The organism is Cellulomonas sp. P4_H12, from assembly GCF_056400905.1.
In genome coordinates this window covers 1-13,402 of the sequence record NZ_JBFUKJ010000038.1, presented here as the reverse complement: position 1 = coordinate 13,402, position 13,402 = coordinate 1, and the positions used below count along the sequence as shown (strand labels likewise).

Genomic DNA, 13,402 nt, shown 5'->3' with positions numbered 1-13,402 from the left:
ACCATGCATGGTGCTCGAGCGCGTCCTGTTCGTACTGTCGCTGGCGATCAGCCCGCCGACCCTGCCCTCACAGCCCGTCGGCGACCACCGCGGTGACGCGGAGCCAGGCGTCGCGCGTGGTGGTGTTGAGCGCGTCGTAGTCGATGGGGCCGCCGGCGACCAGCGCCTTGTCGTGCGGGACGTCGATCACGGCACGCGTGAGTGCCCCGAAGTGGGAGCGGAGCCGCTTCTGGAGGTCCTTGTCGACCTTCGGCTCGGGGGCCGACAGCACGGTCACGGCGCGGCGGACGGCCTCGTCGTGGCCGGTCGCACGCAGGGCGTCGAGGGCCCACGCGGCCGACTGGGCGGTGTCTTCGCGCACGGTCGACACCACGACGATCTGGTCCGCCGCCGCGACAGCGGCCTGCCAGTTGGACGCCCGCATGTTGTTGCCGGTGTCGATCACGAGGACCCGGTAGAACCGCGAGAGCACCTGGTGCAGCGAGGTGAACGAGCGCGCGTCGACCGAGGACGCGGACGCGGAGTTCTCGTCGGACGCCAGCACGTCGAACTGCTCGCTGGGCTGGGTGCGCACGTAGCTGTCGAGGTCGCCGATCCGGACGGTGCCCTCTGTGCCGAGCGCGGGCAGCGCGTTGAGCAGGTCGACGGCCGTCCGGGTGTGGTCGGCGTGCGACGAGCGCCATCCGAGGGTGCCGCGCGTCTCGTTGTTGTCCCACGCCAGGGTGTAGCCGCCGCGCTGCAGCCCGAAGGTCGCCGCCAGCAGCATCGTGGCGGTCGTCTTGTGGGCGCCGCCCTTGGGGTTGATGACCACGATGGTCTTCGGGCCGTCGAGGGTCCGCCGCACGGATGCGGCGGCGACCCGCCGACGACGCTCGACCCGACCGGGTCCCGGCGAGATGCCGCYGAACGTCAGCCGTCGGACGCCCGCGCGCCAGCCGTGCTCGGCGGGGCCGCCGGCGGCCGCGGGGTGACGCGCGGCGAGGAGGTCGTCGAGCGTCGGCAGCGGCTGCGAGGAGGAGGCCGAGGAGGCCGTCGTCGCGAGCCGGGAGCCGGTCAGCGTGCCCGCGCCGGTCGCGGGCGGGACGTCGGCGGCGGTGTCGCCGGGCGACCGCGAGCCGGAGCCCCTGGTCGCGGCCGGCCCACGGGAAGCCGATGACCCGGTCGTTGCGCCTGCCGGCGTCGGCGCGGAGGCGGTCCCCGGAGCAGCTGCGGACGAGGCCGTGGCGGCCGACGGCGCGGCAGGTGTGCCGGCCGACGGAGTCGAGGAGACCGAGTCGGGGCGCCGCGCCGACTCGCTCGCGGCTGCAGCCGTCGAGCCGACGGCGGGCGTGGATGCAGACTCGGCGCCGGATCGACCGGTGCCCGCCTGGCCGGGTGCGTCCGCCGAGACCGCGGGAGTGGCGCCGGAGGTCGGCGCACCTTCGTCGGAACCGCCGACCGCAGTGATCGCGCCGGAGCCGGGAGACGCATCGGTGGAATCGTCCGATGCGTCCGGCGTCGCGCCGGGCTGGTCCTCGAGCGCTCCGGGAGCCTCGTCGACGAGCCCGTCCGCGTGGATCAGCAGGGACCACACACCGTCGGGGTCGCGGACCTGCACGGGCACGGGGCGCCCGACGGTTCCGGCGAGCTCGGCGATGCGGCTCGTGATCGCGGCACCCGCCTCGGCGAGGTTCGCCATGCGGACGCGCTCGATGACGCCGTCCACCGAGATCTCGCCTGTGCCGTCCTCGCGCACCTCGGCGCGGATGTCGGGCAGGCGCGTCGTCGTCGTCGACGCGTTCTGCCCATCGGTTCCGTCACTCATGGTCGCTCATGGTCAAGTTTGCCCCTCGTTCGCGGTCGTCCGCCCCCGAAACTACGCCGCGCACGGGATCCGTGCATCGTGGAACCGCAGGCCAGCGCGCTGACGGGCGCCACGGCCCGCCCGGTCGCCGCCGCTGACCAGGGTCGGACGGAACCGGATCCGGCGCGAGGTGACGTCGGGCACCTTCGGACATCCCGGGCGTGTCGACATCCGACGCCGGACGACGGCACGCGCGGCGGATCCGTCAGTCGTCGGTGTGCACCTCGAACCACACGGTCTTGCCGTCGGCGTGGGTCTGCGTGCCCCAGGCCGAGGACAGCGCCTCGACGAGGGCAAGTCCGCGCCCGCTCGGTGCCGTCGGCTCCGGGTGACCGACGGTCGGGGTGCCGCCGCCGGTGTCGCGCACGCCGACCCGGACCGTTCCGCGGTCGATCCGGACCTGGATGCGCACGACGCCGGCCTCCGGGCCGTGCACGACCGCGTTCGACACGAGCTCGCCTGTGAGCAGCTCGACCACCTGGTTGGAGGCGCCGCCGACCCCGGCGTCGGCGATGGTCCGCATCACCCAGTGCCGCGCGGCACGGGGTGCCGAACGCTCGGCCTCGACGACGAGCTCGCCGACCACGGCCTGAGCGTCTCGTCGACGCACGCTCGCAGCGCTCCGGAGGTCTCGCACATCGCCCACACGTCCAGACTGCCCGACCGCGGCCGGTCGTGCTCGGGGGGACCGCCGACGCGTCCGGGTGAACGGCGGCCCCGCGGGTGCGGCGCTCAGCGCTGCTGGCTCACCAGGCCGACGAGATTGCCCTCCGAGTCCCGCACGAATGCCTGCCACTCGTCGGTCCCGGCCGGCCCGAGCGTGTCGTCGTCGTGCCGGAAGATCACGTGCGGCTCGGACTCGACGACCACGCCCCGCGCGCGCAGCCGCTCGACGGTGGCGCCGATGTCGTCGACCCGCAGGTAGAGCAGGGCAGACGGTGCCCCGGCATCGAGCAGCAGACGCACGCCGTCGAGGTCGAAGAAGAGGAGTCCCGGCGGGTCGAAGCGCGCGGTCGGCGGCGCTCCCAGGAGGTCGGCGTAGAAGGCGGCGGCGCGGTCGAGGTCCTCCGCGTGCTGGGCGACCTGCGCGAGTCCCATGGGGCACATCCTCCACCCGAGGCTCAGTCCCTGGCACCGGGTCGGAGCGACGACGAGGCGGGCGTGCCGACGGCCGTCACCCACCCGGGGAAGCAATGAGAGGTCCGCGACGCGAGCGTCCGCGGGCATCGGCCAGGTGGGCCGAGAGGTCGGGGACGCGAGTGTTCGAGGGCATCGGCCCAGGTGAGGCGCCATCTGAGGTACCTCAGACGCCCGAGCCGGGGCCTCAGACGCCGATCGCCCCACCTCAGGGGGCCCCTGGGTCGATCTGCTCCTCAGAACCGGGTGACCTCCCGATCCGATGACCCCCGCCTCACGACGACAGTCGTCCTTGTCAACGAGAGCCGGGCAGATCGTCCGGCGTTCATGAGGAGGACACCATGGCTGACTTCTGGGGACCCGCCCTCGACGCCGAGCTCGCCTACCGTCACGAGCGTCTGTTCACCGCGCTCCGAGGCATCCCGGAGCGGGACGGGAGCGCCGCGCACGAGGCGCACGCCGTCGCCGAGCCGACCGAGGGTCTGGAGGCGACCGCCCGTCCGGACGGCTCGCTGCGACCCGTCGGCCCGGCGCACCCGCTGGCCACTGCCGCGCGTGGGTGGCTGCTGCGAGGATCTGGGGCATGGCACGTGGCTCGATGAGCACTCCCTTCGTCGCCCGCGCGCTGCAGGTCGACCAGCTCACGCTGGCACTGCAGCGCGCGGGCGTCGGCGAGCCCTCGGCCGTCCTGCTCGGGGCGGACGCGGGCGTCGGCAAGACCAGGCTCCTGCGGCACGTCGCCGAGCTGGCGGACGCGGCCGGCGCGACGGTCGTCGTGGCCCACTGCGTGGATCTCGGCGAGATCGGGCTGCCGTACCTGCCGTTCGCGGAGGCGCTGTCCCAGCTCCGCGCGCTCGCACCGGACGCCGTCGACACGGTGGTCAGCAACCGCCCGGCACTCGCCCGGCTGCTCCCGGGGCCGTCCGGCTCGGGGACGGCGCCGGACGACCAGGCGAACCGGCTGCAGCTCTTCGACGGCCTGGTGGAGGCGTTCGGCGCGGTCGGGAGCCCGGGGCATCCCCTGCTGCTGGTCCTTGAGGACCTGCACTGGGCGGACGCGTCGAGCCGGGACGTCCTGCGGTTCCTGGTGTCGCGTCTGCGGGACCAGCACCTGCTCGTCGTCGCCAGCTACCGCACGGACGACCTGCACCGGCGGCACCCGTGGCGGCCCGTGGCGGCGGAGCTGGCCCGGCACGCGCGGGTCGAGCGCCTCGACCTGGCGCCGTTCACCGACGACGAGCTGCGCGACTTCACCACAGCCCTGAGCGGCACGCCGCTGACCGAGAGCACGCTGCGCCGGGTCATCGACCGCTCCGAGGGGAACGCGTACTTCGCCGAGGAGCTGCTCGAGGCCGGCGCCGAGGCCGACGAGCTGCCGTGGTCGCTCGCCGACGTCCTGCGCGCACGGCTCGAGCTCCTCGACCCGTCGGTCCAGCGACTGGCCCGCATCGCGTCGGCGGCTGGTCGCCGCGTCTCCGAGCCCCTGCTCCGCGCCGCGGTGTCCGCCGACGGCGACGCGCAGCTGGCCGTGCCCGGCGCGGTCGACGCGGCCCTGCGGGAGGCGGTCGCGCACCACGTGCTCGTCGGCGAGGACGAGCTCATCGCGTTCCGGCACGCCCTGCTGGCGGAGGCCGTGTACGCCGACCTGCTGCCCGGCGAGCAGTCGTCGCTGCACCGGGCCTACCTGCGCGTGCTGCGCGACGACCCGTCGCTCGGGCCGTCGTCCCAGCTGGCCTCCCACGCGCTGCGCGCCCCCGACCTGACGACCGCCCTGCTGGCGTCGCTCGACGCGGCGGACCAGGCACGCGAGGTGCTCGCGCCCGCCGAGGAGCTGCGCCACCTCGAGGTCGTCCTCCGGCTCTGGGAGGCGGTCCCCGACGTCACGGCGGCACTGGGCCGAGGTGAGCGTCCGGGCGCGGGCGGCACCGCCTCGAGCGCGGGTGCCGACACCGCCCGCGGGGGAACCTCGGGAGCCCGCCTGGACCACATCGACGTCCTCGTCGAGGCCGCGGCCGCGGCGAGCAGCGCCGGCCAGGTCGACCGCGCGGTGCAGCTGGCCCGGTCCGCCGTGGAGGAGTCCGCGGGCGACGTCGGCCGCCAGGCCAACCTGCGCACCAGCCTCGCGCGCTACCTGCTCGGGGTCGAGAGCATCCACGACGCGCTCGAGCAGTCGTCGCGCGCGCTGGCGGACCTGCCCGACGAGCCGACGCCGGCTCGGGCGTGGGCGCTGGCCACCTACGCGCGCAGCGCGCTCAACGCGGACCTCGACGCGGAGGCGGAGGTCGCCGCCACCGAGGCGGTCGAGCTCGCGCGCACCGCGGCCGCGGCCGACGCCGAGTCGGACGCGCTGACCACGCTGGCGGTGCTCGTGGTCGACGACGAGAACCGCGCGGCCGAGCTGCTGAAGACGGCGCTGGCGCGCGCCCGGGAGGCGTGCGACTACGTCACGGAGCTGCGGACCACGTTCAACCTCGCCAGCAACCGGTACTACGCCGGCGACCTCCAGGGTGCGACGCAGGTGACGGCCGACGGCGTCGAGCGCGCCCGCTCGTTGGGCATGACGTGGAGCGTCTACGGGGTCGAGCTGCACATGTTCACGCAGCTCATCCGCTACGTCTCGGGCGACCTGACCTCGGCGCCCATCGGGGCGGTCCCCGACGAGCTCGCCCACACGCTGGTCGCGGTGAGCCTGTACGCGGCCGTGGCCCGGGGCGACGAGGACGCCGCGGAGCGCGGGCACGCCCTCGAGCCGGCGTGGCCGCGCGACGGCCTGATCGCCCTGGTCTCGGGCGGCTGCACCATCGACGCGCACACCTGGCGCGGCGAGCTCGACGAGGCGATCGCGCTGGCCCTGCGGCTCCTGGAGCACCTGTGGCGCGCCTGGTCGGACTACTTCCTGGGCGGCATCTGGCTGGTCGCGCTGGCGCTGGGCGCGCTCGCCGACGCGGCCGCGCAGGAACGTCTGCTGGGGAAGGACGTGTCCGAGCGCGTGGCGCTGGGCGACCGGCTGCTGGAGCGCGCGACGACCACGGCTGAGCGTGGGCGTCCCCGCGGCGGCCGGCTCGGGCCCGAGGGTCGCGCCTGGTTGGCGCGGGCCCGGGCGGAGCACTCCCGCCTGACCGGCGTCAACGACGTCGACCTCTGGCGCGCCACCGTGACGGAGTTCGACTACGGCTACCGCTACGAGGTCGCGCGCAGCAGGTTCCGGCTGGCGGAGGCGCTGCTGGAGTCCGGCGACCGGGCGGCGGCGCTCGGCGAGGCCGGGCAGGCGCTGAGCGAGGCCGACGCGATGGGCGCCGCTCCGCTGGCGACGGCGGTGCGGGGTCTCGCGCGGCGCGGCCGGCTCGACCTGCCGGGCGTCCGGGTCGGGGGCGCCGACGTGCTGACCGCMCGAGAGGCCGAGGTGCTCGCGCTCGTCGCGCAGGGACTGTCCAACCGGCAGATCGGCGAGAAGCTCTTCATCTCCGGCAAGACGGTGTCCGTGCACATCTCGAACCTCCTGGCCAAGCTCGGCGTCTCGGGGCGCGCCGAGGCCGTCTCGGTCGCGCACCAGCGAGGGCTGATCGGTGCGGGGTGAGGGCGCGCGCGGAGCATGGGCACGAGTCCTGACCAGCGCCTAGGTTGAGCAGCATGTCTCCGTCGAAGACCCCCGCGGTCGAGCTCGAGGTGCGCGGCCGGACGGTCCGGGTGAGCAGCCCGGACAAGATCTACTTCCCGGAGCGCGGGCTCACCAAGCTGGACGTCGTCCAGTACTTCGTGGCCGTCGGCGACGGCATCCTCGGCGCGCTGCTCGACCGCCCGACCACCCTCGAGCGCTGGCCCAAGGGCGTGTTCGAGGGCGCCAAGCTGGCCACCCGCATGGACTCCACGGGCGACGCGTTCTACCAGAAGCGCGTGCCGCAGGGTGCGCCCGAGTACGTGAAGACCGCCCGGATCTCCTTCCCGAGCGGCCGGACCGCGGACGAGGTCGCGCCCAGCGAGCTGGCGGTCGTCGCGTGGGCCGCCAACCTCGGCACGCTGACGTTCCACCCCTGGCCCGTGGTGAGCGACGAGGTCGACAACCCGGACCAGATCCGCATCGACCTGGACCCGCAGCCCGGCACCGACTTCTCGGACGCCGCCCGGGTGGCCCCGCGCGTCCGTGAGCTGCTCGCCGAGCACGGCATGGAGGGCACCCCGAAGACGTCGGGCGGGCGCGGCATCCACGTCTTCGTGCCCATCGAGCCGCGTTGGTCGTTCGTCGACGCCCGTCGGGCCACCATCGCGTTCGGCCGCGAGCTGGAGCGGCGGATGCCCACCGAGGTCACGATGAAGTGGTGGAAGGAGGAGCGCGGCGCCAAGATCTTCGTCGACTACAACCAGATGGCCCGCGACCGCACCATCGCGTCCGCGTACTCGATCCGCACGAACCCCCGCGCGACGACGTCGGCGCCGCTGCGGTGGGACGAGGTCGCCGACGTGCACCCGAACGACTTCGACGTCACGACGATGCCCGCCCGCTTCGCCGAGGTGGGTGACCTCTTCGCCCCGCTGGTCGCGCACGCGGCGCCGCGGTACTCCATCGAGTCGCTGCTGGAGCTGGCTGACCGCCAGGAGACGGACCTCGGGGAGGGGGACCTGCCCTATCCCCCGGAGTACCCGAAGATGCCCGGCGAGCCCAAGCGCGTCCAGCCGAGCAAGGACCGTGACCGCCCCCGCTGAGCGCGCAGGCGCCATCGTCTACGCGTCCGGGCGTGGGCGCTGGGTCGTCTTCGCGACCGTCCTCGGGTCGGCGATCGCCTTCATCGACGCCACGGTCGTGACGATCGCGCTGCCGACCATCGCGGAGGACCTGGGCGCGAGCACCGCGGACCTGCAGTGGACCGTCAACGCGTACGCGCTGACGCTCGCCGCGTTCCTGCTGCTCGGCGGCTCGCTCGGCGACCGGTTCGGCCGGCGCAAGGTGTTCCTGGTCGGCGTCGTCTGGTTCGCCGCGGCGTCGTTGCTGTGTGCCGTGGCGCCGACGATCGGGCTGCTCAACGCGGCACGCGCGCTCCAGGGGGTGGGCGGCGCGCTGCTCACGCCGGGATCGCTGGCCATCCTGCAGTCGACGTTCAGCGGCCCGGACCGCGGCCGTGCGATCGGGGCCTGGTCGGGGCTCGGGGGCATCGCGGGCGCCGTCGCGCCGTTCCTCGGCGGGTGGATCGTCGAGGTCACCACCTGGCGCTGGATCTTCGGCATCAACCTGCCGCTGGCCGCCGTCGTGGTCGGCGTGACGATGCGGCACGTGCCCGAGAGCTCCGACGCGACCGCGTCGACGACGCTCGACATCGCGGGCACGGTCCTCGGCGCGCTCGGGCTGGCGGGTCTGACGTTCGGGTTCACCCGATGGACCGAGGTCGGGACGCCTGACGGCATCGTTGTCGGCGCGCTGGCGTTCGGCGTCGTGGCCCTCGTGGCATTCGTGGTGGCGGAGTCCCGCGCGGTCGCTCCCCTGCTGCCGCCCGCCCTGTTCCGATGGCGTCCGTTCGCGGGGACGAACGCCGCCACGCTGCTGATCTACGCCGCGATCTCGGGGCTGTTCTTCTTCCTCGTGGTGACCCTCCAGGTGGTGGCCGGCTACTCGCCCCTCGCCGCTGGCCTGGCGCCGCTGCCGGTCACGGTGCTCATGCTCCTGCTGTCTCCGCGGTCGGGGGCGCTGAGCACGATCATCGGCCCCAAGCTCCCGATGACCGTCGGTCCCCTGGTGTGCGCGGTCGGCGCCGTGCTGCTGTCCGGCATCGGCAACGACGCCCCCTACCTCACGCACGTGCTCCCGGGCGTGCTCGTGTTCGGCCTCGGGCTCGCCGCGACGGTCGCGCCGCTCACGACGACCGCGCTCGCCGCGGCACCCGACCACCTCGCGGGCGTGGCCAGCGGCGTGAACAACGCGGTCGCCCGGGTCGCCGGCCTGCTCGCCATCGCCGTCCTGCCGCTGGCCGCGGGCGTGGGCTCGTCGCTCACCGACCCCACCACGCTGCAGCCGGCCCACCGGACCGCGATGCTCGTCTGCGCCGCCCTCCTCGTCGCGGGTGGCGTCGTCTCGCTGCTCACCGTCCCGTCGACGGCGGACGCGGTGCGGCCCGTCCACGTGAGCTGACCGGGGAACGCGGGGCTACGACCGCCGGGGACTCAGACCTTCCAGACCGGGTCGTCGAGCGGATCGGGTCGGTCGACGACGAGGCTCGCGACGTGGTCGGCGTGGCCATAGCTCACGGGCGGGAGGTCGGGGCGCCCCAGATACATGCCCTGGACCTCGTCGAGGCCCTGCAGCCCGGGCGCCAACGTCCGTGACGCGGGGACCGAGCGCCGCGCGCCGCTGACCAGGCGCCAGACCACCGCGACCCCGAACAGCACGTACAGACCGACGACCACCGTCGTGGCGAGCGCGGAGCCGGCGAGGATCGACCAGACGAGGACGGCGAGCGCGCCGAGCGCCGCCACGACCCACCACGTCCTGCCGCGCACGCGTCACCTCCGTCGGTCCCCGCAGCGTCCCACTGCGGAGGCAGCGACGGAAGGCCTGGTCAGCCGACGTACTCGAAGTGCCAGTACTCCGGGTTGGAGCCGTTGCGGCCGGCCCATGACGGCGAGGTCCACCCGTAGGCCGGCCCGTGCGTGACGAGCCAGGTGCGCTGCGGCGTGTCCCAGCCGTACTCGCAGGGCAGCTCGGGCACGTCGAGCGCGAGGCCCGTGCCGTGCGTCGACGTCCCCGGCTTCGCGGCGACCGTGCCGAGGGCCGCGCGCATGGCCACCTGGGTGTCGTAGTCGCGGTAGGTCAGGTCGAGATCGAGGTGGTGCCCGAACGCGGCGCGGAACGCCACGTCGAGCCGCTCCAGCGCCGCCGCGGCGGCGTTCTTCAGGTAGTACGGCGTGCCGTGCGGGTCGACGTCCCACGAGATCGCGGTGAGCGCCTCGGGCGGCAGCTTGCCGTTGGACCCGTCGCCGCCGACGGTCGCCGGCGAGGTGTAGAACGGCGGGCCGGAGTAGGTCGTCTCGCACGACGGGCCCGACGACGTCGCGCCCGCCGCGGGAGCCTTCGGAACGGCCGGCTTCGAGGGCTTCGCGGCCTTCGCCGCAGCAGCAGCCGCTGCCGCGGCCTGGCGCGCAGCCTCGGCGGCCGCCTGCTCCTGCACCCACGCGTCGTGCGCGGCGCTGACGGTGGCCTCCGACGCGGCGAGCGAGGCGGCGATCGAACGCAGCGAGGCGGCGCTGTGCCCGAGGGGCGACGGACGACCGGCGTCGCTCGCGGGCTCGGTCGTCGCGGAGGCGGCGGGGTCGGTTCCCGGTGCGGCAGCGGGCGGTGCGGTGGGCGACGGGCCGGTGGCCGTGGCGGCCAGCGCAGCGTCCGCGGTCGCGAGCTCGGCGGCGAGCTGCTGCCRGACGGCGTCGTCGGCGACGGMGTCCTGGGTCGCCGCCAGCGTGGCGCGGGCGCGCTCGGCGAGGGCGGTCAGCTCGGCGCGTGCGTCGGCGCGCACGCCTGCCGACTGCAGCGCGGCGGCCTCGGCCACCTGCGCCTGTCGGACGTCCAGGTCGGCGACCTGCGCCTGGTGGGCGTCGGCCGCGCGTTCGTCGGCGGCGGCCGCCGCGGCCGCGGTGTCCTCGTGCTCGACCCACGCCCAGGCGCCCCCGGTGACGCCGACCACGAGGACGGCGGTCACGGCGGCGACGATGCTGCGCGGCGGTCGGCGGATGGGTGCTCCCCGGGCTGGCGAACGGTCGGGTCGGACCGTCGTCAGGGTAGCCGGAGACCCCGAAGAACGCCGCGGCAGGCCCTGACGACGCCGGGCAGACCGTCAGGGCCGCAGCCCGTCAGGAGACGAAGCGCTTCACGAAGTCGAGCGCGGTCTGTGCGACGTCCTGCCAGCCGTGGTCGATGACCAGCGAGTGCCCGACGCCCTTGATCTCCACGATCTCGGTGACGCCGACGTTGCGCCGCTGCCGCTTGTACGACGCGTTCGCGATGGCCCACGGCACGGTGTGGTCGAGCTCGCCGGAGACGATCAGGAGCGGCCCACGGTCGGGGTTCTTCGACTTGACCTTGTCCTGCGACCACGGGTTGAAGTTGGCGGCGGCGGCCTGGAAGAGCGGCTGCCCCGCGCCGGGCACGGCGTAGGCCTCGAACAGCTCCTTCGCCTCGTCCTCGGGCACGGCGTTGACGAACGCGTACCGGAACTGCTCGTAGGTGAGCGGCACGGCCCGCTGGTAGTTGGCCGGGTTGCTCAGCACGGGGGACCCCGACTTGAGCGCGGAGACGGGGAGCGGCAGCACGCCTTGGAACGGCGCGGGGTCGATGGCGACGGTAGCCGCGGACAGTCCCCGCCCCGCGACGATCTGGGCCAGCAGCCCGCCGAACGAGTGGCCGATCACCGCGGGCTTCACGGTCAGCTGCTCGATCGCGGCGGCGACGTGGTCGGCGATGTCGCGGATCCCCTTCTTGGCGAACACCGACGGGTCGGCGTTCCCCTCGGCGACCGTCTCGGGGTCGTCGGGCCAGCCCGGCGCGATCGTCGTGAAGCCTGCCGCTTCCGCGAACGCGCGCCAGCGGTCCCAGCTCGAGGGCAGCAGCCACAGCCCGTGCACGAACACCACGGGCGTCAGCCCGCTCGCGTTCGCTTTCTCGATGTCGGCCAGCTCGACGTCCGTCAGTGTCGTCATGCGCACACTGTCCGCGCGTGCCCCGCGGCGCTGCATCCGTCAGGTGACGTAGGGATCGGTGGACGTGTCCGCGTCGAGCGCGAGGCCACCCACCCGCGCCAGGTCGTGCCGGGACGTGACCCCCAGCTTGGGGAACAGCCGGTACAGATGGGTGCTCACCGTGCGGCTGGACAGGTACAGGCGGTCGCCGATCTCGCGGTTCGACAGGCCCGCGGCCGCCAGCTGGGCCACCTGAAGCTCCTGCGGCGTGAGGATGTCCAGCGCGTCGGGGACCCGCCGGCGGACGCTCTCCCCCGACGCGCGGAGCTCCTCGCGCGCGCGGTCGGCCCACGCGACCGCGCCGATCGCGTCGAGCTGCTCGGCGGCGACCCGCAACCGGCTGCGCGCGAGGACCACCTGTCGCTGGCGGCGCAGCCACGAGCCGTGCGCGAGCAGCAGCCGCGCCCGGTGGAACGGCCACGCGGACAGGTCGAGCGCGAACGCCGCGTCGAACAGCGGACCCGCCTGCTCCCGGTCGGCCAGGAGGGGTGCCGCGCAGGCGAGGCCGACCCGCAGCGCAGGCGACCCCGTCAGGTCGAGGAGCGCCGGCAGGTCCGCGATCAGGTGCGCCGCCTCGGTGCGGCGCCCCGCGTGCACGGCCGCCTCCGCCAGGTCGAGCACCTCGAGCGTCCGCACCTGCGGGTGATAGCCGACGTCCGCGGGATCGTAGATGCGCCGCAGGTGGTCGAAGGCCTCGCCCGGGCGTCGCGACCCCAGGACGGTCAGACCGCGGGCGACCTGGGCGAGGGCGAGCATGGTGCTGGCGCCCAGCGGCACCAGCTCCGCCTCGGCGGCGGCGATGGCGAGCATCGCCTCGTTCTCGTGGCCGAGCACGCCCTGGGCCGACGCCCCCGCCAGCTGCGCGACCGCTCCCCAGCGCGCCTGCCCGGTCTCCGCGGCCAGGCGCTCGGCGTCGGCCGCGACGGTGGCGGCGCGGCGACCCCGGCCGGCGTGCACGAGGGCCCACGCGTAACCGGTGAGCAGCTCCGTGAGCAGCCCGAGCCGTCCTCGCGCCCGCACCAGCGGCTCGGCCGCGGCGAACAGCTCGACCCCGCGGTCGTAGGCGCCGACCGCCGTCGCGACCGTGGCCAGGACCGCCACGTCCCGCGGGCCCACCACGGTCCCGGGCACGAACCGGTCCACCGCCGCGAGCACCTCGCGGCCCGACCCGTCGGGGTCGACGCAGGCCAGGACGGCGAGCCGCCGCGCGTCGTCGGCGGGCACGTCGAGCCGGCGCACCGCGGCCACCACGCCCGCCCGCACGCCGTCCACCGGGCGGGACCAGTAGGTGCGCAGCGCGACGGACTCGAGCACGTCCAGCGCCTGCTCGTCCTGGCCGGCCGCGGCCAGCCGCTCGGCGAACTGCAGGAACGCCGGCAGCCGGTCGCCGCCGGTCCACGCGGCCTGGTGCAACGACTCCCCGAGCCAGGACAGGCGGGCGGCGCTCAACGGGTCGACGGCGTCCCCCGCAGCCTCGTCCAGCTGGCGCGCGATCTCGTCGGGCCGGCCCAGCAGGTACGCGGCCTCGGCCGCATCGAGCCGGCTGTGCGCCCGCCGGACCGGGTCACCGGCCAGGCGCGCGGACCGCTCGAACGCCGACAGCGCGACGTCCGCGAAGCCGTGCCGGACCGCGGCCAGCCCCGCCTCCCGCAGCTCGTCGGCCAGGGCGTCGTCCGGGCCGGCGGCCGCGGCGGCGCGGTGCCAGAG

11 protein-coding genes are annotated in these 13,402 nt (G+C 74.9%); 4 read left to right on the top strand and 7 right to left on the bottom strand.

Translation table 11 applies throughout. The features are described 5' to 3' along the window. Positions 1 to 67: 67 nt before the first annotated feature. The 3 genes from AC1DQC_RS17840 to AC1DQC_RS17830 all read right to left on the bottom strand — a co-directional run bounded on the left by AC1DQC_RS17840 (position 68) and on the right by AC1DQC_RS17830 (position 2,941). On the bottom strand, positions 68 to 1,804 hold the full coding sequence (locus tag AC1DQC_RS17840; RefSeq protein WP_477052573.1) for a MinD/ParA family ATP-binding protein: 1,737 nt from the start codon (positions 1,802 to 1,804) through the stop codon (positions 68 to 70). 244 nt (positions 1,805 to 2,048) lie between these two features. Beyond that, on the bottom strand, positions 2,049 to 2,429 hold the full coding sequence (locus tag AC1DQC_RS17835; protein ID WP_477052572.1) for an ATP-binding protein: 381 nt from the start codon (positions 2,427 to 2,429) through the stop codon (positions 2,049 to 2,051). Positions 2,430 to 2,575: 146 nt separating this feature from the next. Beyond that, the gene (locus AC1DQC_RS17830; RefSeq protein WP_477052571.1) at positions 2,576 to 2,941 is read right to left on the bottom strand and encodes a VOC family protein; all 366 of its coding nucleotides are present in this window, start codon (positions 2,939 to 2,941) and stop codon (positions 2,576 to 2,578) included. A gap of 380 nt (positions 2,942 to 3,321) precedes the next feature. Between AC1DQC_RS17830 and AC1DQC_RS17825 the strand changes: the two genes are divergently transcribed. Genes AC1DQC_RS17825 through AC1DQC_RS17810 form a run of 4 tightly spaced genes read left to right on the top strand, consistent with a single transcriptional unit; the run spans position 3,322 to position 9,098 of the window. Next, entirely contained in the window at positions 3,322 to 3,582 is a 261-nt protein-coding gene (locus tag AC1DQC_RS17825; protein WP_477052570.1) for a hypothetical protein, read from the top strand. Then, positions 3,579 to 6,557 (top strand): helix-turn-helix transcriptional regulator, encoded by a 2,979-nt coding sequence (locus AC1DQC_RS17820; RefSeq protein ID WP_477052569.1) that lies wholly within the window; start codon positions 3,579 to 3,581, stop codon positions 6,555 to 6,557. The genes AC1DQC_RS17825 and AC1DQC_RS17820 overlap by 4 nt, the downstream gene beginning before the upstream one ends. Positions 6,558 to 6,610: 53 nt before the next feature. Then, complete coding sequence (locus AC1DQC_RS17815; protein WP_477052568.1) at positions 6,611 to 7,681, top strand: DNA polymerase domain-containing protein; 1,071 nt, start codon at positions 6,611 to 6,613, stop codon at positions 7,679 to 7,681. Further along, a complete protein-coding gene (locus AC1DQC_RS17810; protein WP_477052567.1) occupies positions 7,665 to 9,098 on the top strand; it encodes an MFS transporter in 1,434 nt (477 codons plus the stop codon). The genes AC1DQC_RS17815 and AC1DQC_RS17810 overlap by 17 nt, the downstream gene beginning before the upstream one ends. A 32-nt stretch (positions 9,099 to 9,130) precedes the next feature. Here AC1DQC_RS17810 and AC1DQC_RS17805 read toward each other — a convergent pair whose 3' ends face one another. From AC1DQC_RS17805 to AC1DQC_RS17790, 4 genes are all read right to left on the bottom strand, one after another. Further along, entirely contained in the window at positions 9,131 to 9,466 is a 336-nt protein-coding gene (locus AC1DQC_RS17805) for a hypothetical protein (RefSeq protein WP_477052566.1), read from the bottom strand. Between the two features lie 59 nt (positions 9,467 to 9,525). Beyond that, entirely contained in the window at positions 9,526 to 10,659 is a 1,134-nt protein-coding gene (locus AC1DQC_RS17800; protein ID WP_477052565.1) for a M15 family metallopeptidase, read from the bottom strand. Between the two features lie 151 nt (positions 10,660 to 10,810). Then, positions 10,811 to 11,656 carry an alpha/beta hydrolase gene (locus AC1DQC_RS17795; protein ID WP_477052564.1) on the bottom strand — a complete coding sequence of 282 codons (846 nt, stop codon included), beginning with the start codon at positions 11,654 to 11,656 and terminating at the stop codon, positions 10,811 to 10,813. A 39-nt stretch (positions 11,657 to 11,695) separates the two neighbouring features. Further along, on the bottom strand, positions 11,696 to 13,402 hold a 1,707-nt coding region (locus AC1DQC_RS17790), incomplete at its 5' end, for a helix-turn-helix transcriptional regulator (RefSeq protein WP_477052563.1).